This window comes from Ornithinimicrobium jinqii, from assembly GCF_045032595.1.
In the GTDB taxonomy this organism is placed as follows: Bacteria; Actinomycetota; Actinomycetes; order Actinomycetales; family Dermatophilaceae; genus Ornithinicoccus.
The window spans coordinates 140,129-163,923 of sequence record NZ_JBJFZS010000018.1 but is presented as its reverse complement, the minus strand read 5'-3'; the positions used below and the strand labels follow the sequence as shown (position 1 = coordinate 163,923).

The 23,795-nt window shown below is 73.8% G+C and carries 22 protein-coding genes and 1 tRNA gene; 14 read left to right on the top strand and 9 right to left on the bottom strand.

The genetic code is table 11. The features are described 5' to 3' along the window. Window positions 1-18 precede the first annotated feature (18 nt). The gene (locus ACI3ET_RS08475) at window positions 19-1,479 is read right to left on the bottom strand and encodes a zinc-dependent metalloprotease (protein ID WP_405032578.1); all 1,461 of its coding nucleotides are present in this window, start codon (window positions 1,477-1,479) and stop codon (window positions 19-21) included. A gap of 119 nt (window positions 1,480-1,598) precedes the next feature. Here ACI3ET_RS08475 and ACI3ET_RS08470 point away from each other — a divergent pair, with 119 nt between their 5' ends. The 3 genes from ACI3ET_RS08470 to ACI3ET_RS08460 are packed head-to-tail and all read left to right on the top strand — an operon-like array spanning window position 1,599 to window position 4,350. Further along, window positions 1,599-2,711 (top strand): NAD-dependent epimerase/dehydratase family protein, encoded by a 1,113-nt coding sequence (locus ACI3ET_RS08470; RefSeq protein ID WP_405032577.1) that lies wholly within the window; start codon window positions 1,599-1,601, stop codon window positions 2,709-2,711. Between the two features lie 44 nt (window positions 2,712-2,755). Next, complete coding sequence (locus tag ACI3ET_RS08465; RefSeq protein WP_405032576.1) at window positions 2,756-3,187, top strand: molybdenum cofactor biosynthesis protein MoaE; 432 nt, start codon at window positions 2,756-2,758, stop codon at window positions 3,185-3,187. Then, the gene (locus ACI3ET_RS08460; protein WP_405032574.1) at window positions 3,184-4,350 is read left to right on the top strand and encodes a YlbL family protein; all 1,167 of its coding nucleotides are present in this window, start codon (window positions 3,184-3,186) and stop codon (window positions 4,348-4,350) included. The genes ACI3ET_RS08465 and ACI3ET_RS08460 overlap by 4 nt, the downstream gene beginning before the upstream one ends. A gap of 23 nt (window positions 4,351-4,373) precedes the next feature. Here the strand turns inward: ACI3ET_RS08460 and ACI3ET_RS08455 are convergent, their stop codons facing one another. Further along, a complete protein-coding gene (locus ACI3ET_RS08455; RefSeq protein ID WP_405032573.1) occupies window positions 4,374-4,910 on the bottom strand; it encodes a PPA1309 family protein in 537 nt (178 codons plus the stop codon). A 78-nt stretch (window positions 4,911-4,988) separates the two neighbouring features. Here ACI3ET_RS08455 and ACI3ET_RS08450 point away from each other — a divergent pair, with 78 nt between their 5' ends. The 4 genes from ACI3ET_RS08450 to ACI3ET_RS08435 all read left to right on the top strand — a co-directional run bounded on the left by ACI3ET_RS08450 (window position 4,989) and on the right by ACI3ET_RS08435 (window position 11,042). Then, the gene (locus ACI3ET_RS08450) at window positions 4,989-8,129 is read left to right on the top strand and encodes a UPF0182 family membrane protein (protein ID WP_405032572.1); all 3,141 of its coding nucleotides are present in this window, start codon (window positions 4,989-4,991) and stop codon (window positions 8,127-8,129) included. Between the two features lie 54 nt (window positions 8,130-8,183). Then, a tRNA-Met gene (locus ACI3ET_RS08445) sits at window positions 8,184-8,257 on the top strand. A gap of 95 nt (window positions 8,258-8,352) precedes the next feature. Then, window positions 8,353-9,705, top strand: coding sequence for a M16 family metallopeptidase (locus ACI3ET_RS08440; protein ID WP_405032571.1), 1,353 nt, complete (start codon window positions 8,353-8,355; stop codon window positions 9,703-9,705). Beyond that, window positions 9,702-11,042, top strand: coding sequence for a M16 family metallopeptidase (locus ACI3ET_RS08435; RefSeq protein ID WP_405032570.1), 1,341 nt, complete (start codon window positions 9,702-9,704; stop codon window positions 11,040-11,042). Before ACI3ET_RS08440 ends, ACI3ET_RS08435 begins: the two co-directional genes overlap by 4 nt. A gap of 50 nt (window positions 11,043-11,092) precedes the next feature. Here ACI3ET_RS08435 and ACI3ET_RS08430 read toward each other — a convergent pair whose 3' ends face one another. From ACI3ET_RS08430 to ACI3ET_RS08405, 6 genes are all read right to left on the bottom strand, one after another. Beyond that, the gene (locus ACI3ET_RS08430) at window positions 11,093-11,908 is read right to left on the bottom strand and encodes an inositol monophosphatase family protein (protein WP_405032569.1); all 816 of its coding nucleotides are present in this window, start codon (window positions 11,906-11,908) and stop codon (window positions 11,093-11,095) included. A gap of 78 nt (window positions 11,909-11,986) precedes the next feature. Then, window positions 11,987-13,012 carry a ribosome small subunit-dependent GTPase A gene (gene rsgA / locus ACI3ET_RS08425; RefSeq protein WP_405032567.1) on the bottom strand — a complete coding sequence of 342 codons (1,026 nt, stop codon included), beginning with the start codon at window positions 13,010-13,012 and terminating at the stop codon, window positions 11,987-11,989. Then, on the bottom strand, window positions 13,009-14,313 hold the full coding sequence (aroA, locus tag ACI3ET_RS08420; RefSeq protein ID WP_405032566.1) for a 3-phosphoshikimate 1-carboxyvinyltransferase: 1,305 nt from the start codon (window positions 14,311-14,313) through the stop codon (window positions 13,009-13,011). The genes rsgA and aroA overlap by 4 nt, the downstream gene beginning before the upstream one ends. Next, the gene (locus tag ACI3ET_RS08415; protein ID WP_405032565.1) at window positions 14,310-15,023 is read right to left on the bottom strand and encodes an alpha/beta hydrolase family protein; all 714 of its coding nucleotides are present in this window, start codon (window positions 15,021-15,023) and stop codon (window positions 14,310-14,312) included. Before ACI3ET_RS08415 ends, aroA begins: the two co-directional genes overlap by 4 nt. After that, complete coding sequence (locus ACI3ET_RS08410) at window positions 15,020-15,859, bottom strand: SOS response-associated peptidase (RefSeq protein ID WP_405032564.1); 840 nt, start codon at window positions 15,857-15,859, stop codon at window positions 15,020-15,022. Before ACI3ET_RS08410 ends, ACI3ET_RS08415 begins: the two co-directional genes overlap by 4 nt. A gap of 13 nt (window positions 15,860-15,872) precedes the next feature. Further along, on the bottom strand, window positions 15,873-17,117 hold the full coding sequence (locus ACI3ET_RS08405; protein ID WP_405032563.1) for a pyridoxal phosphate-dependent aminotransferase: 1,245 nt from the start codon (window positions 17,115-17,117) through the stop codon (window positions 15,873-15,875). 266 nt (window positions 17,118-17,383) lie between these two features. On the opposite strand from ACI3ET_RS08405, the gene ACI3ET_RS08400 reads away from it, so the two are divergent. After that, window positions 17,384-18,049, top strand: a complete 666-nt coding sequence (locus ACI3ET_RS08400) for a sigma-70 family RNA polymerase sigma factor (RefSeq protein WP_405032561.1) — start codon at window positions 17,384-17,386, stop codon at window positions 18,047-18,049. Beyond that, window positions 18,046-18,327: a mycothiol system anti-sigma-R factor gene (rsrA, locus tag ACI3ET_RS08395; protein WP_405032560.1), complete on the top strand. Its 282-nt coding sequence runs from the start codon at window positions 18,046-18,048 to the stop codon at window positions 18,325-18,327. The genes ACI3ET_RS08400 and rsrA overlap by 4 nt, the downstream gene beginning before the upstream one ends. A gap of 29 nt (window positions 18,328-18,356) precedes the next feature. On the opposite strand, the gene ACI3ET_RS08390 is transcribed toward rsrA, so the two are convergent. Continuing rightward, the gene (locus ACI3ET_RS08390; RefSeq protein ID WP_369299113.1) at window positions 18,357-18,431 is read right to left on the bottom strand and encodes a 50S ribosomal protein bL37; all 75 of its coding nucleotides are present in this window, start codon (window positions 18,429-18,431) and stop codon (window positions 18,357-18,359) included. A gap of 425 nt (window positions 18,432-18,856) precedes the next feature. On the opposite strand from ACI3ET_RS08390, the gene ACI3ET_RS08385 reads away from it, so the two are divergent. From ACI3ET_RS08385 to tsaD, 5 genes are read left to right on the top strand one after another with little or no spacing between them, the layout of a single operon-like run. Beyond that, complete coding sequence (locus ACI3ET_RS08385) at window positions 18,857-20,257, top strand: HD-GYP domain-containing protein (protein ID WP_405032559.1); 1,401 nt, start codon at window positions 18,857-18,859, stop codon at window positions 20,255-20,257. Beyond that, window positions 20,254-21,501, top strand: a complete 1,248-nt coding sequence (locus tag ACI3ET_RS08380) for an HD-GYP domain-containing protein (protein ID WP_405032558.1) — start codon at window positions 20,254-20,256, stop codon at window positions 21,499-21,501. Before ACI3ET_RS08385 ends, ACI3ET_RS08380 begins: the two co-directional genes overlap by 4 nt. 9 nt (window positions 21,502-21,510) lie before the next feature. After that, a complete protein-coding gene (gene tsaB, locus ACI3ET_RS08375) occupies window positions 21,511-22,209 on the top strand; it encodes a tRNA (adenosine(37)-N6)-threonylcarbamoyltransferase complex dimerization subunit type 1 TsaB (RefSeq protein ID WP_405032557.1) in 699 nt (232 codons plus the stop codon). Continuing rightward, window positions 22,206-22,679, top strand: a complete 474-nt coding sequence (rimI, locus tag ACI3ET_RS08370; RefSeq protein ID WP_405032556.1) for a ribosomal protein S18-alanine N-acetyltransferase — start codon at window positions 22,206-22,208, stop codon at window positions 22,677-22,679. The genes tsaB and rimI overlap by 4 nt, the downstream gene beginning before the upstream one ends. Further along, window positions 22,676-23,719 (top strand): tRNA (adenosine(37)-N6)-threonylcarbamoyltransferase complex transferase subunit TsaD, encoded by a 1,044-nt coding sequence (tsaD, locus tag ACI3ET_RS08365; RefSeq protein ID WP_405032555.1) that lies wholly within the window; start codon window positions 22,676-22,678, stop codon window positions 23,717-23,719. Before rimI ends, tsaD begins: the two co-directional genes overlap by 4 nt. The last annotated feature ends 76 nt before the right edge of the window (window positions 23,720-23,795 follow it).

Sequence of the window (23,795 nt, the reverse complement as noted above, 5' to 3'; positions counted from 1 at the left end):
GTCGTCCACAGGCGCAGGTCAGTCCGTCGGCGGGTGCCCGCGACCGGACGGTCCGCCGGTCGAGCCGTCATCGGGCCCTGCGTCGGGGACGTCGTCGGTCGACGCCTCCGCCGAGCGGAGCAGCTCCTCGATGTCGTCGTCGGTGACCGTCGCGCCCCCCTCGGTGCGGCGCTCGACATACCCCAGGGGGTCGTCCAGGTCCGCCCCGGTGGGGGCCAGGTCCGGGTGCCCCCAGGCCTCGTCGCGGCCCTCGGGCCCGGAGGCGGCCTCCAGCGCCCCCCACAGGTTGGCGGCGTCGCGCAGGCGGCGCGGGCGCAGCTCGAGGCCGACGAGCGAGGCGAAGGTCTTCTCGGCCGGGCCGCCGGTCGCGCGACGACGGCGCACCGCCTCGGCGAGGGCCTCCGCGTGCGGGAGGTGGGGGTCGACCGCCCGGGCGGTCACGACGTCGACCCAGCCCTCGACGAGGGCGAGGAAGGTCTCCAGGCGCGCCAGCGCCGCGCGCTGCGCCGGGCTGGGGTCGGGGGCGAAGAGACTGTCGGTGAGGGCTGCCTGCATCGCCTCCGCGTCCTGCGGGTCGACGGTGCGGACCGCCTCCTCGATACCCTCGGTGTTGATCGTGATGTCCCGGGCGTAGTCCTCCACCGCGGTGAGCAGCTGAGGACCGAGCCACGGCACGGCCGCGAAGAGGCGCACGCGGGCCGCCTCGCGGACGGCCAGGTAGAGGTGCACCTCACCGCCCTCGATCTCGAGCCCCTCGGCGAAGGCGGCGATGTTGGCCGGCAGCAGGGCCACCGACTCGTCGCCCATGAGCGGCAGGCCGACCTCGGCCCCCGAGAGCGTCTCGCCGGCCAGCGTCCCGACGGCCTGCCCGACCTGCCCGCCGAACATCCCGGCACTCATCCGACGCACCATCGGCTCCATCTGGCCCATGAGCGCAGCGGGGTTCAGCCCCGGCGGCAGCCCGGGGATCTCCGGTGCGCCCTCCTCGCCGAACTGCGACAGCTGCTGCTTCATGGCGGCGCTGAGCGCTTCCTGCAGACCCTCCGCGACGGGGGCCGTGAGCCGCTCCCAGACAGGCAGGGTGTGCTCCACCCACTCGGCCCGGCTCAGCGCGAGCGCAGGACCGTCCGGACGCGGGAGGTCGGTGACCTGGTCCAGCCAGAGCGAGGCGACCTGGACGACCTGCTCGACGTCCCGCCGGGTGGCCGGCCCGATCGACGCGTCGCCCTCGCCCTGGGCGACCACCTGCCGGGCGACGTCGTGGGCGAGCTGGGAGTTGACCGGGCCCGTGTCGGTCGCCTCGCCTCCCATGAGCATCTCCAGCTGGGCTCGCATCTGCTGGACCTGGGCGGGGTCGAGGCTGCCCAGCCCCATCGACTCCAGCGCCTCGCGCATCTGCGGGGGCACCGGCCCGCCGAGCAGGGCCTCCAGCGGGTCGGGCTCGTCGTCGGGTCGCTGCTGCGGTGGGTGCTCGGACACGTGGGTGATCCTTCCTGCAGGGGTGCTGTCGCCAGCCTGCCGTTCCTGAGAGTATGGCGTCTCACTCGGACGGACGACGGGGGTCCCGGCGTCCCTCGTGACAACACCAGGAGGCCCCGGTGAGTTCCACGACAGCCCGGACCGGCGTTGCGCCGCGCCGGCGCCACGTCGGTCCGCTGCGGATCGCGCTGACGCGGGCGGCCTCGCCGTTCGGCGAGGCGCTCGCGGCACAGCTGGGCGTCTCCGGCGACCGGGTGGTAGGGCTGGACGACCGGGCAGGGGCCCTGGGCGACGTGGACTGGCGCCCCGGTGACATCGGCTCGCCGACGGTCGTCGGTGCGCTCGACGACGTGGACGTCCTCGTGCACCTCGCCTGGGAGCCCGACCTGTCGCAGGCCCTCGGCGAGCAGTCGTCGGCGCGCAGGGCGCGTCAGCTCGCCCAGGTCCGCACGCTGACGACCGCCGCCGCCGCGGCCGGGGTCGGGCACCTCGTCGTGGTGAGCAGCGCGATGGCGTTCGGTGCCCGGGCCGACAACCCCGTGCCTCTGCCGGAGGACAGCCCCCTGCGGGCCGACGACGCGGAGGGGATGGTCGCCGACCTCGTGGCCGTCGAGCGCGAGCTCGAGGTGGTCGCCCGGCTCCACCCCGGACTGCGCGTCACCGTGGTCCGCCCCTCGGCCATGGTGGGCCCCGGCGTCGACACCATGATCACGCGCCACTTCGAGGCGCCACGCCTGCTCACGGTGCGCGGCACCACGCCCGCCTGGACCTTCTGCCACGTCGACGACCTCGCCTCGGCCCTGCGAGTCGTCGCCCACGAGGACCTCCCGGCCGAGGTCACGGTGTCCTCCTGGGGTGCCCTGACGCAGTCGGAGGTGGAGGAGATCTCCGGGATGCGCCACGTCGAGCTCTCCGAGACGGCCGCCTTCTCCGCGGCCGGGCGCCTGCACCGGCTCGGCGTCGTGCCGGTGCCGGCCACCGACCTCGCCTACGTCGTCCACCCGTGGGCCACCGACCCGGCTGTGCTCGCGGCCCACGGGTGGTTCCCCGCCTACGACAACGCGGCCTGCCTCTCGGTGCTCCTCGAGGGTGTGCGCGGTCACCACGCGGTGATGGCCCGGCGCCTGCGCTCGCGGGACGCGGTCGGCGCCGCGGCAGCCGGGGCCGCCAGCGCAGCGGTCGCGGTCGTGGCGACCGCCGCGCTGATGCGACGCCGTCGTTCGCGCGACTGATCATCCCCAGCCGGATCTCAGGCACGATGAGGCATGATGACGCGGTGACCGAGCAGTCCCCACCCATCGTGACCGACATCCGAGGGGTCGCGCTGTCCGTCGACGAGGCGCTCGCGGCCGTGTCCCACCCTCGGGCCGGTGCCGTCGCCCTGTTCGTGGGCACCGTGCGCGAGCACGACGAGGGCCGTGAGGGCGTGAGCGCCCTCGACTACACGTCCCACCCGGGCGCCCTGGCCGAGCTGACCCGGGTCGCTGCCTCGGTCGCCACCATCCCCCAGGTCCACGGGGTGTATGCCGTGCACCGCGTCGGTCCGCTCGCGGTCGGGGACCTCGCCGTCGTCTGCGCCGTGTCCGCGGAGCACCGGGCCGAGGCCTTCGAGGGTGGTCGCCGGCTCGTCGAGGAGCTCAAGGCGCAGGTGCCGATCTGGAAGCGGCAGGAGTTCGCCGACGGCGACCACACCTGGGTGGGGCTGTGACGGGGCAGGGCTACCACGAGGGCTACGCCAAGGACGGGACCCGGCCGCCGCACACGGGGATCGGGTGGCGGTCCGGGGCCGCCCTGGCCTTCGCGGTCGCGGTGGTGCTCGGCGCGGCCGGCCTCAACTGGGTGAAGGTCGACCAGGTCGTCTACAGCCCCGGCCCGGTCTACGACACCCTCGGCACCATCGACGACGAGGACGTCGTGCGCATGGACCCCGACCTGCCCACCTACCCGACCGACGGTGCTCTCTACTTCACCACCATCCGCCTGGCCGGGGGTCCCGGTGACGACGTGAGCGCCTGGGACTACGTCGTCGCCCGCTGGTTGGACCCGTCCACGACCGTGGTGCCGCGGGAGGACGTGTTCCCCGACGACGTCACCGCCGACCAGATCCGGGAGCAGAACACCGAGCTCATGCAGCACTCGCAGCAGGACGCCGCGGTCGTGGCGCTGCGCGCGGCGGGCATCGAGGTGCCGGAGGACATCGTGGTCGCCCAGGTGATCGCGGACGCCCCCGCCGACGGCGTCCTCCACGTCGACGACCAGATCCTCGCCGTCGAGGGGGAGTCGATGCACGACGCGGAGACCGTCCGGGCCCGCCTGCAGGAGGTGGATCCGGGGCAGAGCGCGACCATGACCCTGGTGCGTGACGGCGAGGAGGTCGAGATCGACGTCCCGACGAAGGCGGACGAGGAGACCGGCCGCACCATCGTGGGTGTCTACCTCGCGCCCCGCTACGACATGCCCTACGACGTCACGATCGACGCGGGCAACGTCGGCGGCCCCAGCGCCGGGATGATGTTCGCCCTGGCGATCTACGACACCATCACCGAGGGCTCGATGACCGGCGGGGAGTCCTTCGCCGGCACCGGCACGATCTCGGGCAACGGCACGGTCGGCCCCATCGGCGGCATCCAGCAGAAGATGTTCGCCTCCGCGCGCGCCGGGTCGGAGGTGTTCCTGGCCCCGGCCGACAACTGCAGGGACGTCGTCGGCCACGAGCCCCGGGGGCTCACGGTGGTGCCGGTCAGCACCTTCGAGGAGGCGCGTGGGTATGTCGAGCAGGTCGCCTCCGCGGACGACGTGGACGACCTGGCGCTGCCGACCTGCGCCGCGACGCTCGAGGACGCCGACGATGCGGACACCACCGGCGGCTGACCGTGGTCGGGCCCGACGTCGCCTCACTCCTGCAGGGTCGCCGCCAGCGCGTGGGTCAGCCCAGGGGCGATGTCCTGGCCGACGGCGACCGCGTCGTCGCTGTCGTGGTCCCGCTGGCGCAGCAGGCAGACCTGCTGACCGTCTCGCAGGCACGCGGCCAGGAGCCGCACGTCCTTGCGGCCGGGGTGCGCGGCCAGCTGCTCGGTGGCCGCGCGGGGGTCCTCGGGAAGGTCGCGCTCGGCCTCCGGCGGAACGACGATCCGTTCGATGGACAGGGCCGCCCCCACGACGTCGTCCGGCCACGCGACGCGGCCCAGCAGGGACTGCAGGTCCGAGGTCGGTGGCAGGCCCTCCTGCTCGACGGCGGTGAAGCCCTCCTCGTCGGCCTCGGCGAGCTGGTCGGCCAGGCTGGGCTCGCGCTCGCGCAGCACTGCGGTCCGGACGAGGGCGAACAGGCGCGGCGGCTGGTCCCAGCCCAGGCGCGCCACGTGGCGCTCGGTGTCGACGGCCGCAGTGAGCAGCGGTGTGGGCAGGACGACGGAAGGCTGGTCGGTGGGCACAGAAGCATGTTCCCATCTCGGGTCCAGGGCCTCCGACCGGTGTCGGTCGCAGGCCCGGTGCGCGGTTAGGCTGAGGTGGTGAGCGAGCAGGGTAGTACCCCCGACCCCGACCAGCCCCAGCGACCGCAGCCGGGTGGCGGATCCGTCCCCGGGCCCTCGGGCCCCGGTGCCGGAGGTCCCGCTGGCAACGGCCCCGGCCCGGGTGGGCCGGGCGGAGGTGGTCCGGGAGGACGAGGTCCGCGGGGTGGACGTCGACCCGGCGCACCGCGGGGCCCGCGCACCCGGGGCAGCCGCCTCATCCCCACCGCCCTCGTGCTCGTCGCCCTGCTGTCCGTCGTCGGCTACGTGGCGACCCTGTGGACCGAGTTCCTGTGGTACGACTCCGTGGGCTACCGCGAGGTGCTCACGACCCGGCTGCTGACTCAGCTCGCGCTCTTCCTCGGCGTCGGTGGCGTGACCGCGGCGATCGTCTGGTCCGGGCTCTTCCTGGCGTGGCGGCACCGGCCGGTCTACGCCCCCAGCACGCCGGAGCAGGCGGCCCTGGACCGCTACCGCGCCGCCCTCGACCCGATGCGGCGCCTGGTCTTCATCGCGGTGCCACTGGTCTTCGGCGCGTTCACCGGCACGGCCGCGGCCTCGCAGTGGCAGACCGTGCTCCTGTTCGCCAACCGGCAGTCGTTCGGCATCGACGACCCGCACTTCGGGCTCGACGTCGGCTTCTTCGTCTTCAGCCTCCCGTTCTGGCAGACGGTGGTCTCCTACGCCACGCTCGCCCTGGGCCTGACGCTCATCGGCGCCCTGCTGACGCACTACATCTACGGCGGGCTGCAGCTGCAGGGCGGCCCCGGCTCCTCGCGGACGACGGGCCCGGCGCGGGTGCACCTGGCTGTCCTGCTGGCCCTGATCCTGCTCGTCCGCGCCCTCGGCTACTGGATCGAGCGCTACACGCTCTCCATGACGCAGCACACCCGGATCACCGGTATGACGTACACCGACGTCAACGCCCTGCTGCCGACCCGCGGGATCCTTGCGGTCGCGGCGGTGCTCGCGGCGGCCTTCTTCGTCTCGACCATCTGGACCCGGACCTGGCGGCTGCCGCTCATCAGCCTCGCCGGCCTCCTCGTGGTGGCGCTCCTGCTGGGCGGCGCCTACCCCGCGCTCGTCCAGCAGCTGCGCGTCGTCCCTTCGGAGGCGCAGCTCGAGGCGCCCTACATCGGCCGGGCGATCGACAGCACCCTGCAGGCCTACGGGCTGGAGGGCACCGAGAAGATCGACTACAACGCCGAGACGGAGGCGGAACAGGGCCAGCTGCGCAGCGACGCCGCGACGGTCCCCGGCATCCGCATCGTCGACCCCATGGTCGTCTCGCCCACCTTCCGCCAGCTCCAGGGTGTGCGCAACTACTACCAGTTCGGCGACGCCCTCGACGTCGACCGCTACGAGGTCGACGGCGAGATGGTCGACACGGTGGTGGCCGTGCGCGAGCTCAACCTCGACGGCGTCTCGGCCGCGCAGCGCAACTGGGTCAACGACCACACCGTCTACACCCACGGGTTCGGCGTCGTGGCTGCGTACGGCAACCGGCGCTCGTCGGAGGGCGAGCCGGTCTTCCTCGAGCGGAACATCCCGCCGATCGGCCAGCTCGGCGACTACGAGCCGCGCATCTACTTCGGCGAGGGGTCCCCCGAGTACTCGATCGTGGGTGCGCCCGCGGGACAGGCGCCCCGCGAGCTGGACTACCCGGCCAGCGGCAACGACACCGGGGAGGTCCGCAACACCTACTCGGGCGGCGGGGGCGTGGCGCTCGGGGACGTGGTGCGGCGCGCGGCCTACGCGATCAAGTACCGCCAGATCGAGATCATGCTCTCCGACTCGGTCACCGACGAGTCCCGGATCCTGGACCACCGCATGCCCCGGGACCGGGTCGAGCGCGTGGCGCCGTGGCTGCGGCTGGACGGCAACCCCTACCCCGCCGTGGTGGACGGGCGCGTGCTGTGGATCGTCGACGGCTACACGGTCAGCGACCGCTACCCCTACAGCCAGATGGAGGAGCTGGGGGAGGCCACCGCCGACACGCTGCAGCGGGCCGGCAACGTCGAGGGGATCGGGCAGGGGCAGGTCAACTACATCCGCAACTCGGTCAAGGCCACCGTCGACGCGTTCGACGGCTCGGTCACGCTCTACGCCTGGGACGAGGAGGACCCGCTGCTCAAGGCCTGGACCCAGATCTTCGACACCTCGGTCGAACCGATGTCCGAGATCGACGGTGAGCTGATGAGCCACCTGCGCTACCCGGAGGACCTGTTCAAGGTGCAGCGCCAGGTGCTCTCCCGCTACCACGTCGAGGACGCCGGCTCCTTCTTCACCGGGCAGGACTTCTGGGTGGTCTCCGAGGACCCGTCGGTCGACGGGGAGAACAAGCCCGACATGCCTCCCTACTACCTGTCCGTGGCGATGCCCGGGCAGGAGAGCCCGACCTTCAGCCTCACCACGACCTACATCCCGACCGGCAGCGAACGGCAGAACCTCACCGGCTACTTCGCCGTCGACGCCGATCCCGGCGACCAGGCCGGAGAGCGACGGGAGGACTACGGCCAGATGCGGCTGCTGGTGCTGCCGCGCGACTCCACGGTGCGCGGTCCTGGCCAGTTCCAGAACGACATCAACTCCTCCAACGCCAGCTCCGAGGCGTTCGCCCAGACGCTGTCTCAGTTCCTCAACCTCAACAGGTCGCAGGGCTCCGAGGTGAAGATCGGCAACCTCCTGACCCTGCCTGTGGGCGGTGGCCTGCTCTACGTCGAACCCGTCTACGTCCAGTCGGAGGGCAGCTCCTCCTACCCCCTCCAGCGGCTCGTCGTGGTCGCCTTCGGCAACGACCTCGCGTGGTCGGACACCCTGGACGGGGCGCTGGACGAGCTCTTCGGGGGCGACTCCGGCGCGACCGCGGGTGACGCCGGCGACGACGGTCCCACCGACGGCGCAGCACCGCCCCCCGACGACGCGAGCGACCCGGAGGCGGCGCTGGCCCAGGCCGTCGCCGACATCCAGCAGGCCTACGAGGACGGCCAGACCGCCCTGGCCGCGGGGGACTGGGACGCCTACGGCGCTGCTCAGGACCGGCTGCAGCAGGCGATCGCGCGGGCCGTGGAGGCCAGCCCCGGGGGAGGCTCCGTCTCGGTCCCCGGCCCGGACGACGCCAGCCAGACGACGGCGCCCTGACCAGCGGATTTGGTGGCCGTCCGGCGCGGGAGTTACAGTTGGGCTTCGCAACGGCGCGGGGTGGAGCAGCTCGGTAGCTCGCCGGGCTCATAACCCGGAGGTCGCAGGTTCAAATCCTGCCCCCGCTACGAAAGATCGCGTCAGCGACACGAGAGGCCCGGACCGTCAGGTCCGGGCCTCTCGTGCTGTCCGCCCCGACCGCGGTCGTTACAGTGACTCTCCTATGCCGCTGGACTACCCGATCACCACGACGACCCTGGCCAACGGGCTGCGCGTCGTCGTCAGCCAGGACCACGCGGTGCCCTCCGTCTCGGTCAACCTCTGGGTGGACGTGGGCTCCAGGCACGAGCAGCCGGGCCGCACCGGCCTGGCGCACCTGTTCGAGCACCTCATGTTCCAGGGCTCCGAGCTGGTCGCCGAGGGCGAGCACATGTCCCTGCTCATGGCCCAGGGTGGTCGGGCCAACGCCACGACGTCCTTCGACCGCACCACGTATGTCGAGTCCGTCCCGACGGGTGCGCTCGAGCTGGCCCTGTGGCTCGAGGCGGACCGGCACGGCCACCTGCTCCCGGCCGTCACCCAGGCCAACCTGGACAACCAGCGGGACGTGGTGGTGGAGGAGAAGCGCCAGCGCTACGACACGATGCCCTACGGCCAGGCCCTCGCCCACGCCTGCCGGCTGGTCTTCCCCGAGGGGCACCCCTACCGGCACACCACGATCGGCGAGATGGAGGACCTGGCTGCGGCGGACGTCGCCGACGTCCACGCGTTCTACCGTGCCCACTACGGTCCGGGCACCAGCGTGCTCACCCTCGTCGGCGACGTCGCCCCGGAGCGCGCCGTCGAGCTGGCCGAGCGCTACCTCGGTCACCTGGAGGACACCACGGTCCCCCGACCGCCGGCCACCGGCGCCCTCGGACCCGCCCCGGCCCCCGTGAGCCTCGACCTGGTGGAGGACGTGCCCTCGCAGCGGCTCTACCTCGCCTTCCGGCTGCCCGGCGTCACGGACCCGGAGTTCCTGCCGTGCGCGATGGCGCTCGACGCGCTGGCCTCCCTGGACGTCTCCCGGTTGCAGCGACGACTCCTGAGGGGGGAGGAGTCGGTCAGCGGCTGCCACGCCTCCGCGCTGGGTCTGGTCGACGGCACCTCGCTCGGGCTCCTGGTCCTCGACGTCTCGGAGGGTGTCGATCCCGGTGTCGTGGAGGCCGCGGTGCACGAGGAGCTGGTCGAGCTGGCGCGCGCGGGTCCCTCGGACGTCGAGCTCGAGGCGTCACGGGCAGACACGGAGCGCTCGTGGCTGGAGGCGCTGGCCAGCTTCGACCAGCGGGCCGAGCTCCTCAGCCGGGCGGCGACCCTCTTCGGCGACCCGCACCAGGTCAACCGCTACGTCGACGAGGTCGTCGCGGTCACGGCCGAGCGGGTGCGCGCAGCAGCCGCGCGCTGGCTCAGTCCGACCGCGGCCGCCACCGTCCGCTATCTGCGCCCCGCAGGCGCGGTCGCCGCCCCCCGTGCGCTCGACGGTGCCGGGCAGGCCGCCCTGGTCCTGGAGGAGGACGCCGTATGCACGTCCGCGTGACCGCTCGCCCCGGCGTCCGCCCCGCGCCCGCCTGGTCCTTCCCGGTGCCCACCGAGCACCAGCTGCCCAACGGTCTGCGCCTGCTCCTCGTGGACCTGCCCGGGCAGCACGTGCTCTCCCTGCGGGTGGTGCTGCCGCTCCCGGTCTCCCAGGAGTCCCCGGGCACGGAGGGTGCCACACTGCTCATGGCGCAGGCGCTCGACGAGGGGACGGCGCAGCACACCAACGAGGAGCTGGTCGAGCTCACCGAGCGCAACGGCATCGCGTGGGGTGCAGGCGCGGGCGAGCGCGGGGTCCACCTGAGCCTGGAGGTCACGGCCCGGGGACTGGGGCCTGCCCTGGACCTGCTGACCGAGTGCCTGTCCAGCCCGGTGTTCCCGACGGTGGAGGTGGCTCGGCTCCTGCGGAACCGGCTGGTGGACATCGCGCACGACGAGGCCGACCCCGGTGCCCGGGCCTCGCTGGAGTTCATCAGGACCTACTTCGACGAGCGCGACCGCGCCCACCTCCCGCTCGGCGGCACCCGCGAGACCGTCGCGTCGACCACCCCCGACCGGTTGCGCGAGCGGCACGACCAGCTCTCGGCCGACGGCGGGACGGTGATCCTCGTGGGCGACCTGTCCACCACGGCGTCCCCGGTCTCGGCGGTGGCCACCACGCTCGGCGCGTGGCAGGGTGCCGGCCGGCGGTCCGGGCCGCCCGGCCCCGCGCGGCGGGCCGCCGACGCCTGTCGGGTGGTGCTGGTCGCCAGACCCGGACTGGCCCAGACCGAGCTCCACCTCGGACGACCGGGTCCTGACCGCCGGACCCCGCACGGGTGGGGCACCTACCAGGCGCTGGCGATGCTCCTCGGGGGGTCGCCGCACGCGCGGATCGACCGGGTGCTGCGCGAGGAGCGTGGGTACACCTACGGCGTGCGGGCGGGTTTTCGGCCGCGGTCCGTGGGGGGACTGACCGTGGTCGGTGGGTCGGTCCGCGCCGACGCGACCACGCCCGCGCTCGCCGAGCTCCTGGGGATCCTGCAGACCCCGGGCTCCGCGCTCACCGACCGCGAGGTCCGGGAGGCGGCCGACTTCGTGGCGATGACCGCGCCGGGCCGTTACGACACGGCGGACGCTGTCGCGGACGAGCTCGTCTCCCTGGTCTCCGACGGGCTCCCGCTGGACACCGTCACCCGGACCCTGGAGCAGCTCGGGGTTCTGGACGCGTCACGGGTCGCTGCGGCCTGGGACGAGGTGCGCAGCGGACCGGGCTGGACGGTGGTGCTCGTCGGTGACCCCGCGCACGCGCAGGGGCTGGCCGACCTGGGGGTGGGACCGGTCACGGTCGTGGAGTGAGGGCGCGGGTGCGGTGCGGCCCCTCGTCGTCGTCAGCGGTGCCGGGGCCGTCAGCCCGCCGGCCCGTCGGAGGGGGCCAGTGCCGCGAGCACCTCGTCGTGCAGGTGCGTGTTGGTGACCAGCACCGGCGTGCCGCGACCGGCCTCCGGCCCCGTGACGTCGGCGCCCCACGGGTCGCTCAGCCGGCCACCGGCCTCGCGCACGATCACGCTCGTGGGGGCGATCTGGAAGCCGTCCATCCGGGCCGCGAGGGCGACGTCGGTCGCGCCCTCGGCCACGAGCGCGTTGGACCAGAAGTCCCCGAAGGCCCGCGTGCGCCAGACACGGTCGGTCAGCTGGGCGAAGCCGGGGCCGAGCCCGCCGAACAACCACGACGCGACCTCGTCGACCGAGACCGACGCGTGCTCGAGGACCCGCGTGTCGCTCACCCGCACCGCGGAGGCCCGCGAGAGGCTGCGCCCGGTCCAGGCGCCGGAGCCGACCTCGGCCCACCATCGTCGGCCCAGCGACGGTGCCGCGATCAGCCCCAGGACCGGCTCGTCCTCGACGACCAGCGAGATGAGCGTCGCCCAGACCGGCACGCCACGCACGTAGTTGGCCGTCCCGTCCAGGGCGTCCAGGACCCACCGGCGCTCGCCCTGGCCGGTCGGCTCGATCATCCGCCCCTCCACCCGGTCGCGTGGTCGGGTCCGCTGGAGCTGGTGCCGCAGGAGCTCTTCCAGGCGGGTGGCGGTGCCGGTGGTCAGGCTTCCGTCGTCGCTGACCACGATCTCGAGGTCGGCGGAGCCGAAGAGCTCCAGCGCGGTGCGCTCGACGGCGTCCACGAGGACGTGCGCGAGGCGGAGGTCGTCGTCATATCTGGGCACCGGCTCACCGTAGCCGCTGGTCGTCGCCCGGCCCGTGCCCCCCGCCGGTGCCGCCGGGCGCCCACCCCATACCCCCGTTCAGTCCGGGTCGCGCTCCTCACCGGTCCGGCTGCGCAGCAGGCGTCGCAGGGACTCCAGGCGGGCGCGGCCGGACGGCCCGGCGTGGCCATCGGCGACCCAGGCGTCCAGGGCGCACTCCGGCTCGTCGTGGCCGCACCCGCGCGGGCACCCGTCGGCGCCGGGGGACAGGTCGTCGAAGTGCTGGATGAACGTCGAGGGGTCCACGTGCCCCAGACCGAAGGACCGCACGCCGGGAGTGTCGACGACCCAGCCCCCCTCGGGCAGCTCCAGCCCGACCGCCGAGCTGGAGGTATGCCGTCCGCGACCGGTCACGGCGTTGACCACCCCGGTCGCCCGGGCGGCGTCCGGGACCAGGGCGTTGACGAGCGTGGACTTGCCGACCCCGGAGTGGCCGACCAGCACGCTGGTGCGTCCGACCAGGTGCGCGCGGACCTCCTCGACGCCGGCGCTGTCGAGGCCGCCGTCCGGTCCGCTGCGGCTGACGACGTGCGGGACGTCCAGGGCGGTGTAGTTCTGCAGGAAGGTGGCCGGGTCGGCGAGGTCGGCCTTGGTCAGCAGGAGCAGCGGGTCCAGGCCGGCGTCGTAGGCGGCGACCAGGCAGCGGTCGACCATCCGGGCCCGCGGCTCGGGGTCGGCCAGGGCGGTGACGATGACGAGCTGGTCCGCGTTGGCCACGATGACCCGCTCGACGGTGTCGGTGTCGTCGGCGCTGCGGCGCAGCACGGTGTCCCGCTCCAGCACGCGCACGATCCGCGCCAGCGCGTCGGGCTCGGCGGAGGTGTCGCCCACCATCGCCACGCGGTCGCCGACCACGATGCGGGTCCGGCCCAGCTCGCGCGCCCGCATGGCGATCACGGTGGTGCCGTCCAGCCGGGTGGTGAACCGACCCCGGTCGACGCCGGTGACGGTGCCGACCACGGCGTCCTCGTGCGCCGGCCGGTCCTTGGTGCGGGGCCGCGAGCCCCTGCGCGACGGGCGCTCCCGCACGGACGACTCGTCGAGGTGGTCGTAGCGCCCGCTCACGGCGCGACCGTCCTGCCGACGCCGACGGCACGCTCCCACACCCGGTCGAAACCGGGGAAGGTCTTGTCGGCCGTGGCGACGTCCTCCACCTCGACGCCGCGGACCGCAGCGCCGACGACGGCGGCGAACATCGCCATCCGGTGGTCGTGGTAGGTCCGCAGGCGGGCGCCGTGGAGGGGCGCCGGTTCGACGACCAGCCCGTCGTCGGTCTCCCGGGCCAGGCCGCCCAGCCGGGTGATCTCGGTGACGAGCGCGGCGAGCCGGTCCGTCTCGTGCCCGCGCAGGTGGGCCACGCCGCGCAGCCTGCTCGGGGAGGAGGCCAGCACCGCCAGCGAGGCCACCACCGGGGTGAGCTCGCCGATCTGGGACAGGTCGAGGTCGGCCCCGTGCAGCGCGCCGCCGACCCGGCCCCGCACCGTCAGTCCGTCCTCACCGAGCGAGGAGGTCGCGCCCATCGCCGTCAGCACCCCGCGCATCTGGTCGCCCGGCTGCGTCGTGCGCGCGGGCCACCCGGGCACCGTGATCGTGCCGCCGGTCACCGCGGCCAGGGCGAGGAAGGGGGCGGCGGAGGACAGGTCGGGCTCGACCGCGACGTCGAAGGCGTGGACGGGCCCCGGCTCGACGCGCCAGGTGCCGCCGGCCGGCCGGGTCACGTCGACCCCCACGCTGCGCAGCACCTGCACCGTCATCTCCAGGTGCGTCCCGCTGGGCAGCGCCGAGCCGGTGTGGACCAGCGTGAGCCCGTCGTCGAACCTGGCGCCCGCGAGCAGCAGCGCGGTGACGAACTGCGAGCTCGCCGAGGCGTCGACCTCGACGGCGCCCCCGCGGACCCCGCCCCTGCCCCGCACCGTGTAGGGGAGGGTGCCGCGCCCGCTGTCCTCCACCCCGACCCCGAGGTCGCGCAGCGCCTTCAGGACCGGCCCCACGGGGCGGCTGCGCGCCGAGGGGTGACCGTCGAAGCGCACCGGGCCGTCGGCGAGGGCGGCCACCGGCGGGACGAAGCGCATCACCGTGCCGGCCTGGCCGCAGTCGACGTCGACGTCGCCCCTCAGCCGGGGCGCGGGGCGCACGGTCCAGACCTCGTCCGAGGACGTGTCGACCTCCGTTCCCAGGCGGGTGAGCGCGCCGACCATCGCCTCGGTGTCGCGCGAGCGCAGCGGACGACGCAGGGTCGAGGGCCCGTCGGCCAGCGCCGCCAGCACCAGCCACCGGTTGGTCAGCGACTTGCTGCCGGGCACGGGCACGACGGCGTCGACGGCACCGTGCGGGCACGGTGCCGCCCAGGTCGGGTCCTCGGTCATGGGTGGTCCTCCCGGACGGCGGGGGCGAGGGTGGCGAGGAACTCGGTCACGTGGGCGCGGACGGCCCTGAGGTCGCGGCTGGGCGAGTGGGCTGCGGGCACCGCGCACAGCGTCAGGAGGTCCCCGCGCACCGCGGCGGACACCTCGTCGGGGGAGCCGAAGGGGTCGGTGCTGCCCTGCACGACAAGGGTGGGCAGCCCCGCGCCCACGGGGAGGGCGAGCTCGTCAGCACGGCTCCGGTCGGGTCGGCCCGGCGGGTGCAGGGGGAAGGCCAGGCAGAGCACGCCGCCGACCCCGGACCGGGGATGCCCGTCGACGACGCTGGTGCGGCAGGCCACCCGGGCACCGGCGCTGCGGCCGCCGACGACCCACGGCCCGGGCAGGGGTAGGCCGTGCGCGTCCTGCCAGTCCGGGCTCGCGAGGGTCGTCAGGACGTCGGTCCAGGCGCGGTCCAGGCTCGCCGGTCGCGTCGCGACGTTGCGTCCTGCCACCCGCCACGGCTGGTCGACGAGGACCACGGTCCAGCCCAGGTCACCCACGTCGGTCAGGGCCAGGACGTCGGCGGCGTCGCGCTGGCCCCCGGCCCCGTGGCCGAGCAGCAGCGTCCCGGACCTGCCGACGGTGGGGTCCGGGACGTGCGCGCGGACCTGCGCCGGGCCCTCCCCGGTCGCCACGTCGATGCGGGGGACCGCGGGCGGGTGCGACGTCATACCCCGACCACCTCGCCCGTGGTGGGGTCCACCGCCCCCTCGAGCTGCTCGCGCGCGAGGGGTTCGAGCAGCCGGGGGCCGTTGGTGCGGGAGGAGTTGACGGCGGTGCTCACCGGCCAGGCCTGGAAGCGCCCGGGGACGTGGGAGGCGTCGAGCAAGGAGCGCACGTCGTCGGGGGAGGTGAGGCCGGGGTCGAGCCAGTCCTCCCACTGCGCCGGCTCCAGCGCGACCGGCTGCCGGTCGTGGATGCGGTGCAGCCCGGGCTCGGCGGCGGTGGTGACGATCGTGTAGGACACGATCCAGGACGACGGGTCCTCGGCCGGGGCGTCGGGGGCCTTCCAGAACTCGTAGAGCCCGGCGAGCGCCAGCGGCACCTGGTCGGCCCGGGTGACGAAGAAGGGCTGCTTGCGCGGCCGGCCGCGGGCGTCGCGGGCGACGGGGCTGGCCTGCCACTCGTACCAGCCGGTGACCGGCACCAGGGCGCGGCGCCGGGCCGCTGCCCGCGCGAACGCGGGCTTGTCGAGGACCGACTCGGAGCGGGCGTTGGTCATCCGGGCGCCGACCGAGGGGTCCTTGGCCCACGATGGCACCAGGCCCCACGTGAGCAGACGGAGCTGACGCACGGCTGCGGCGTCCGCACCGGCGCCACGGGGGGCGCGGGTGAGGACGACGGGTGCCTGCTTGCTGGGGGCGACGTTGTGGTCGGGCGTGCCCGGTGGCGGTTCCTGCGGGTTCTTCAGCACGCTGCGGGAAGGCTCTGCGGTGGCGTCCAGGGCGACCTCGTAGGCCTCGACGAGCTCGTCGGGGGAGGCCGTCGCCGCATACCTGCCGCACATCAGCGACCCGACCTCACTGGGTGTAGCTCGCCAGGAAGTTGCCCATCCGCTCCAGCGCGGCCCGCAGGTCCGTGGCCCAGGGAAGGGTGACGATGCGCAGGTGGTCCGGGGTCGGCCAGTTGAAGCCCGTGCCGTGGACCACGAGGATCTTCTCGCGCTCGAGCAGGTCGAGCACGAGCCGCTCGTCGTCGTGGATCTCGTGGACCTCGGGGTCCAGGCGGGGAAAGACGTAGAGGGCGCCCTCGGGCTTGACGCAGGAGACCCCCTCCATCGCGTTGAGCATCGACCAGGCAAGGTCGCGCTGCTCGGCGAGCCGGCCCCCGGGTCGGATGAGCTCCTCGATGCTCTGGTGGCCCGAGACGGCCACCTGGATCGCGTGCTGGGCGGGGACGTTGGGGCACAGCCGGGTCGAGGCCAGCAGCTCGATCCCCTGCAGGAAGCCGCTCGCGTGGGAGGTCGGTCCGGTGATGGCGACCCAGCCTGCGCGGTAGCCGGCGACCCGGTAGGTCTTGGACAGCCCGTTGAACGTCAGGCAGAGCAGGTCGGGGGCCAGCGCCGCGATCGAGACGTGCTGCGCGTCGTCGTAGAGGATCCGGTCGTAGATCTCGTCGGCCATGATCAGCAGCGAGTGCTCCCGCGCGACCTCGGCGACCTGCTCGAGCACCTCGCGCGAGTAGACCGCGCCCGTGGGGTTGTTGGGGTTGATGACGACGATCGCCTTGGTGCGGGGCGTCACCTTGGCGCGGATGTCCTCGACCGAGGGGTTCCAGCCGTCCTGCTCGTCGCACAGGTAGTGCACCGGCGTGCCGCCGGCCAGGCTGGTGGCCGCCGTCCAGAGCGGGTAGTCGGGGGAGGGGATGAGGACCTCGTCCCCCTCGTCGAGCAGCGCCTGCAGGGTCATCATGATGAGCTCGGAGACGCCGTTGCCGAGGTAGACGTGGTCGACGTCGAGAGGGGGGAACTCCGGGACGTCCTCGTACCGCGCGACGACGGCCCGGCGCGCGGACAGGATCCCCTTGGACTCCGAGTAGCCCTGGGCGGTGGGAAGGGCGGCGATCATGTCTTGCAGGATCGTGTCCGGGGCCTCGAAACCGAAGGGCGCCGGGTTGCCGATGTTGAGCTTGAGGATGCGGTGCCCCTCGGCCTCGAGCTGGGCGGCCCGGGCGGCGACCGGCCCACGGATCTCGTAGAGGACGTTCTGCAGCTTCACCGGCTGGGTGAGGGGCCGCAGCTGGAGGGGTCGGTGCGCGGGGGTCACCGGACCAGTTTCGCACCCCCGGCCCCGGGGCGGTGGGACGGCACCCTCGCCTGGGTCCGGTCGCCGCAGGAGAGCGGCAAAGGTGCCCACGTCGCCCGACATCGCCCTGACCCGGGTCCGGGGGAATGCCCCATGGGGGGAGGGCGTTTCCCGCAGGTCCCCGCACCCCGCACAGGAGGCCACGCGTGCTGATCACCTCGCTCACCCACGGGGAGCGGACCGGAGCGAGCGCTCTGGTCGACGTTCCCGGGCTAGGCTGGTCGTCGATGGATACCGACCAGCCCACGATCGAGGACCTCGAGGCCGCCGCCCTGGCCGAGGCCGACGCCTCGGCCGACGTGTCGACCGAAACTCCCCACGAGCGCGCCGCCAGGTTCGAGCGGGAGGCGATGCCCCTGCTCAACCAGATGTACAGCGCCGCGCTCCGCACGGCGCGCAACCCCACGGACGCCGAGGACCTGGTGCAGGAGACCTACGCCAAGGCGTTCGCGGCCTTCCACCAGTACAAGCCGGGGACCAACCTCAAGGCCTGGATGTACCGCATCCTCACCAACACCTACATCAACACCTACCGCAAGAAGCAGCGCCAGCCGCTGGAGTCGGACGCCGCCGACGTCGAGGACTACCAGCTGGCGCGGGCGGCGTCCCACACCTCCAAGGGCTTGCGCTCGGCGGAGATGGAGGCGTTGGACCACCTCCCGGACAGCGACGTGACGCGTGCCCTGGCCTCCATCGGCGAGGACTTCCGGCTGGCGGTCTACCTCGCCGACGTCGAGGGGTTCTCCTACAAGGAGATCGCCGAGATCATGGAGACCCCCATCGGCACCGTGATGTCCCGGTTGCACCGGGGCCGCAAGCAGCTGCGCGAGATGCTCACCGACTACGCGGTCGGGCGCGGGGTCATCTCGCCCGCGGAGGAGGTCACGCGATGAACCACCACACGGACCAAGGACGTCAGGCCGACTGCGCGGACGTCGTCCTGCGGCTCTTCGAGTTCCTCGACAACGAGACCGGGCCCCTCGACCAGACGCGGATCCAGGCGCACCTCGACGAGTGCGGCTCGTGCCTGGCGGAGTACGAGCGGGACCTGCTCGTCAAGGCGCTGGTGCGGCGAGCCTGTGCCTGTCAGGAGGCGCCCCCCACGCTGCGCACGCAGATCATGACGCGCATCACCACGATCGACGTCGTGCGGGGACGCGACGAGGCCTGACCCACCCGGCCCTGTCGTGAGGGGTGACCTCAGGCGTTGGGCTTGCGCCCGTGGTTCGCGCCCTTCTTCTTGCGGTCGCGACGCTTGCGTGCACGCTTGCTCATGGCTGCCTCCGGGGGTCGTAGGTCGTCGGCCGCCTCGGGTCACGATCCGAGCAGGGTCGGATCCTCCTGGCGGCGGGGACGTGGGGTCACGATTCTCGCACACCGGACGGTCAGGGCCCCACCTTGCTGTGACCTACGTCACACTGTAGGTAAAGACTTGTTCAAGAAATGCCCGGCAGGCCGTCGCCGGCTCGATCGGGGTCGACCCCTGTGTCAGAGTGATAACAGCGCCTTATCCCGTGGCCGCCACCGACTGCCTTCCTGGCATTCCGAAAGGAGCACGACGTGCTTCAGATCCTGACCGACCTGCTCACCAGCGGGGTCCTCGACTCCCTCGCCGGCGTCATCGACATCATCTCCTGGGAGGACTGACGACCCAGGACCCACGGACGCGGGGGAGGCGCACTGGCGCCGACCCCGCGTCTGTGCGTGTCTGGCCCTTCGTGGCCCTGCTCGCCGCGACCGCGGTGCTGCTCGGCTGGTGGGGATGGGTCCTGGACGGGTCCCAGCCCGTCGACGTCACGGTGGTCGTGCCGCTCACGGTCCTCGGGGTTCTCGGGGTGATCCTGCGAGAGCGCAACCTGGGCCCGCACATCGGTGTGTCCGTGGCCACGGTCGTGCTCGCCACCGCGCTCCCGCTCGCAGGGTCTGTCGGTGCCGTGATCGTCGGCTTCTCCTCCTACGCCTGTGACGTGCGGCAGCAGCGGTTGAGGACGCGGGCCTTCAACGCGGCCATGTCGGCAGCGGTCGGCGCCGCGGGCGCGCTCGCCTACCTGGCCACGGGTGGGGTCCGGATCGCCCACATCACCCCCGGTCCGGCCGAGCTGGTCCTGAGGGTCGGCCTGCCGCTTCTCGTCGCGTACGCCGTGATGACCGTCGTCAACGCGGTCGCCATCGCGGTGATGTCAGCCCTCGTGCGGGGCACCCGGGTGCTGGAGCTGCTCGACCAGGTGTGGCGGAGCGTCGGGTGGGGATACCTCAGCCACGTGGTCATCGCCTTCCTCTTCGCGGTGCTCTGGGGCCCGGCCGGTCTGGGTGCCCTCAGCGCCGTCTTCGTCCTCGTCCCTCTCGTCGTCGCGCACTGGTCCATCGGTCGGGAGGCGCTGGCCCGTCGTGAGCACCAGGAGACGGTGACCACCTTCGTCGCCGCCCTGGAGCAGGCCGACCCGCACTCCGTGGGTCACAGCGCACGCGTGGCGGCGCTGGCCGACCAGCTCGCGCCCGCACTGGGGATCGGGGGTCAGGACGCGGAGGACCTCCGGTATGCCGCGCTCCTCCACGACATCGGTCTGGTCGCCGTGCGGTCCGAGCTGCCGGCCGACCCTGCCGCCCAGGAGATCGCCTACCTCTCCGCCATCAGCAGCCATCCGGAGGCGGGCGTCGCGGTGCTGCGGGACCTGGACTTCCTCACCGGTGCGCTGCCGGCCATCGCGCACCACCACGAACGCTACGACGGGCGCGGCTATCCCGCAGGGCTCTCCGGGGAGGACATCCCCCTGGCCGCGAGGATCATCGCCGTCGCGGACGCCTACGACGCGCTCATGGTCCGTCGGGGGCAGGGCAACCGCGGCCGGGACAGGGACGAGGAGTCGGTCGTGGCCGCGCTGCGGGCGCGGGTCGGCACCCACCTGGACCCGGTGGTGGTGGAGGCGCTCGCGGCCGCTCTCACCCGTCGACCCGGTGGGGTCCTGACGGAGCCGACGGCTGCCGGCGCCGCCGCGGCCACCGGCGCGCACGGCCCGTCCCCGGCCGTGCGCGACCACGACCACCCCAGCGTCAGTGACGCCTTCGCCGACTGGCAGCCCGAGGTCGTGGGACGCCCGTGACGCTGACCCCCGTCATCGCCCTCGTCGCCCTGCTGGCCATGCTCCTCGGGGAGACCTGGCGCGTCAGCGGTGCCGGGCTCGTCCGGGACGCACCGCTCGCGCAGGCCACTGCCACGGCCCTCGCCATGGCGACCGCCTGGCCGGTCCAGGGGCGACCCTTGGACTCGCTCGTCGGCCTCCTCGGGCCGCTGCTGCTGTCGCTGCTCCCGACGGTGGCGGTGCCTGCGCTGCGGGGAGCGTGGTCCGGTCTGGCGAGGGACATCGGGCGCACGGTGGCGACCGTGGTCACCGCCGGGCTCCTGGCGCGTGCGCCGTGGCTGGACGGCACCAGCCTGTTCTCGCGTCTGGCCGACCCGAGTGGGCAGCCGGGAGTCGTCGCGATCCTCATCCTGCTGGTGGCCGTGTCCGCCGTGATCGTCCCCGTCCTGGGGCGGGCGCTGCTCATGGCGGGGAGCGAGCGCAGCTCCCTCGTGGCACACCTCGGGGCCGAGCTCGGCCGGCACGGTCCCCTGGCGCTGGCCACCGCGTCCACGGCGGCGGTGACCGCGATCTCCCTGCCGGTGCTCGGCCCGGTCGCGCTGCTCCTCTTCCTCGTGCCCATGGGCGTGCTGCAGCCCGCGGTCACGAGGCAGCGGAGGATCAGGGCCGCCCAGCGCGAGATGCTCTACGCGCTGTCCCGGCTCACCGACCAGGCGGGTCTCACGGCCCCGGGGCACGGCACGCGCGTGGCCCGGCTGGCAGTGCCGGTCGCCCGGGAGGTGGGCGTGCAGGAGGCCGACCTGGCGGACGTGGAGGCCGCCGCCCTGCTCCACGACATCGGCCAGGTCGGGCTGACCCGGCCCATCCCGCGGGGCGCGACCGTCGAGGTCTCCGCGCTCGACCAGCGTCGGATCGCGGCCACCGGGGCGGCCATCCTGGCGCGGACCGCCGACCTGTCCCGGCTGGCCTCGGTCGTCGCCGACGTGGGCGCCCTCCACCACCGGGCTCTGGATCGGGGTGACGTCGCGCTGCCTTCCCGGGTCGTGCGGGTGGTGTCCGCCTACGACGACCTCACGGCCGTCGGCGACCGGCTCCACGGGGGACAGAGCCCGGTCGTCGCCCTCGAACGCATCCAGCGTTCGACCCCGCACGAGTACGACCCCCACGTCGTGCAGGCGCTCGTGCGTCACCTGGAGCGCCGAGGGGTCCTGGCCGCCGCCGACGTCGCCCGGCTCAGCGCGGTGGGGTGGGGGCTCGAGAGCTAGCCTGGGCAGGTGCTCCTCGCGATCGACACCTCCACGTCCGCCATCGGCGCTGCGCTGCACGACGGCACCCGGGTGCTGTCGTCGGTCGTCCACGAGGACCCTCGTCGGCACGCGGAGCTGCTGGCGCCGGCGATCGAGCAGGCACTGACTCACGCCGGCGTGAGCAGGGAGACCCTGACCCGCGTGGTCTGCGGCGTCGGCCCCGGACCGTTCACGGGGCTGCGCGTCGGGGTGGTCACGGCGCTCGTCCTGGCCCACAGCCTGGGACTTCCGCCTCCACGGGGTGTCTGCTCGCTCGACGCGCTCGCCCATGCCCTCGTGGGACGGCATACCGGCCCCGTCCTGGTGGCCAGCGACGCGCGGCGCAAGGAGGTGTACTGGGCGGTCTACGACGTCGGTCCGCACGGAGCGCACCGGCTGGACGGACCCGGCGTCGCGCGGGCGGCGGACCTGCGCGAGGAGGTCCGCTCCCTGCCGGTCGTCGGCCGGGGCGCGGAGCTGTATGCCGACTCCCTTCCGCACCGCCTTCCCGACGCCCCGCGGGACGTCGACCCGGCCGTGCTGGCCGGGCTGGCGCAGGCACTGCTCAGCGGCGAGCACCCGGACGCAGCCGTCGGTGGCGGCCTCGGTCTGCTCGACCCCGAGCCGCTCTACCTGCGCCGCCCCGACGCCGTCGCCGGCGTCCCGACCACCGCCGCCGCCCGATGAGGGTGCGCGAGGCCGGCTGGCGGGACCTGGCCGCGATGGCCGAGCTGGAGGCGCGGTGCTTCCCGGCGGACGCCTGGACCGACGCCACGTTCTGGTCCGAGCTCGCCCAGCGGCCACGGCGGACCTACTGGGTGGCGGTCGACGAGACGGACGGGTCGAGGCTCGTGGGTTACGCCGGGCTGGACCTGGCCGGGGAGGTCGCCGACGTCATGACGATCGCCGTCGACCCGGCGCGGCGCGGGGCTGGGCTCGGCGGGCAGCTCCTGGAGGTCCTGCACGAGGAGGGAGCCCGGGCAGGAGCGGGGGCGATGATGCTCGAGGTCCGCGCGGACAACGAGCCGGCCCGGCAGCTCTACAGCCGTCGCGGCTACGCCGTGGTGCACACGCGCCCCGGCTACTACCGGCTCGGTCCCGGCGGCGCGGCCGCGGTCGACGCCCTCGTCATGCGCAAGGAGCTGGTTCGGCCGTGAACGAACCGGTGGTGCTCGGCATCGAGACCAGCTGCGACGAGACGGGGGTCGGCATCGTGCGGGGTCGGACCCTGCTCGCCGACGCCATCGCCAGCAGCGTGGACGAGCACGCGCGCTTCGGCGGGGTCGTGCCGGAGGTCGCCAGCCGCGCCCACCTCGAGGCGATGGTGCCCACGATCGAACGCGCCTGCCGGGACGCGGGCGTGCGCCTGCAGGACGTGGACGCGGTCGCCGTCACGGCCGGCCCCGGCCTCGCCGGCGCCCTCGTCGTCGGGGTCGCCGCGGCCAAGGCGCTGGCGGTCGGGCTCGGGCGTCCGCTCTACGGCGTCAACCACCTGGCCGCCCACGTGGCCGTCGACGTCGTGGAGCACGGGCCGCTGCCGGAGCCGACCATGAGCCTGCTCGTCAGCGGGGGGCACTCCAACCTGCTCCTCGTGCCCGACGTCACGTGCGACATCACCTCGCTGGGGGCCACGATCGACGATGCCGCGGGCGAGGCCTTCGACAAGGTGGCCCGCCTCCTCGGGCTGCCCTTCCCGGGCGGTCCGCACATCGACCGGGTGTCCCGGGAGGGCAACCGGGTGGCGATCGACTTCCCCCGCGGTCTGACGACAGGACGCGACCTGCAGAGGTACCGCTTCGACTACTCCTTCTCCGGTCTGAAGACCGCGGTCGCCCGGTGGGTGCAGGCCCGCGAGGCCAGCGGTGAACCGGTCCCGGTCGCCGACGTCGCCGCCTCCTTCCAGGAGGCCGTCGTCGACGTGCTCACGCGCAAGGCCGTGCGCGCCTGCCGCGAGCACGGCGTGGACGACCTCCTGCTGGGGGGCGGCGTGGCTGCCAACAGCAGGTTGCGCGCGCTGGCCCAGGAGCGGTGCGACGACGCAGGGATCCGGCTCCGGGTGCCGCGCCCAGGCCTCTGCACGGACAACGGGGCGATGGTCGCCGCCCTCGGCGCGCAGCTGGTGATGAAGGGCCGGGACGCCTCGCGGCTGGACCTGCCGGCCGACTCCTCCCAACCCGTGGAGCAGGTCCGCGCCTGAACCGCCGACGCGGCCCGTGGGTCGCGACGCTCGCGGTGGGTGGCGGGGGCTTGCGCTCCGGGGCCGGCAGGCGGAG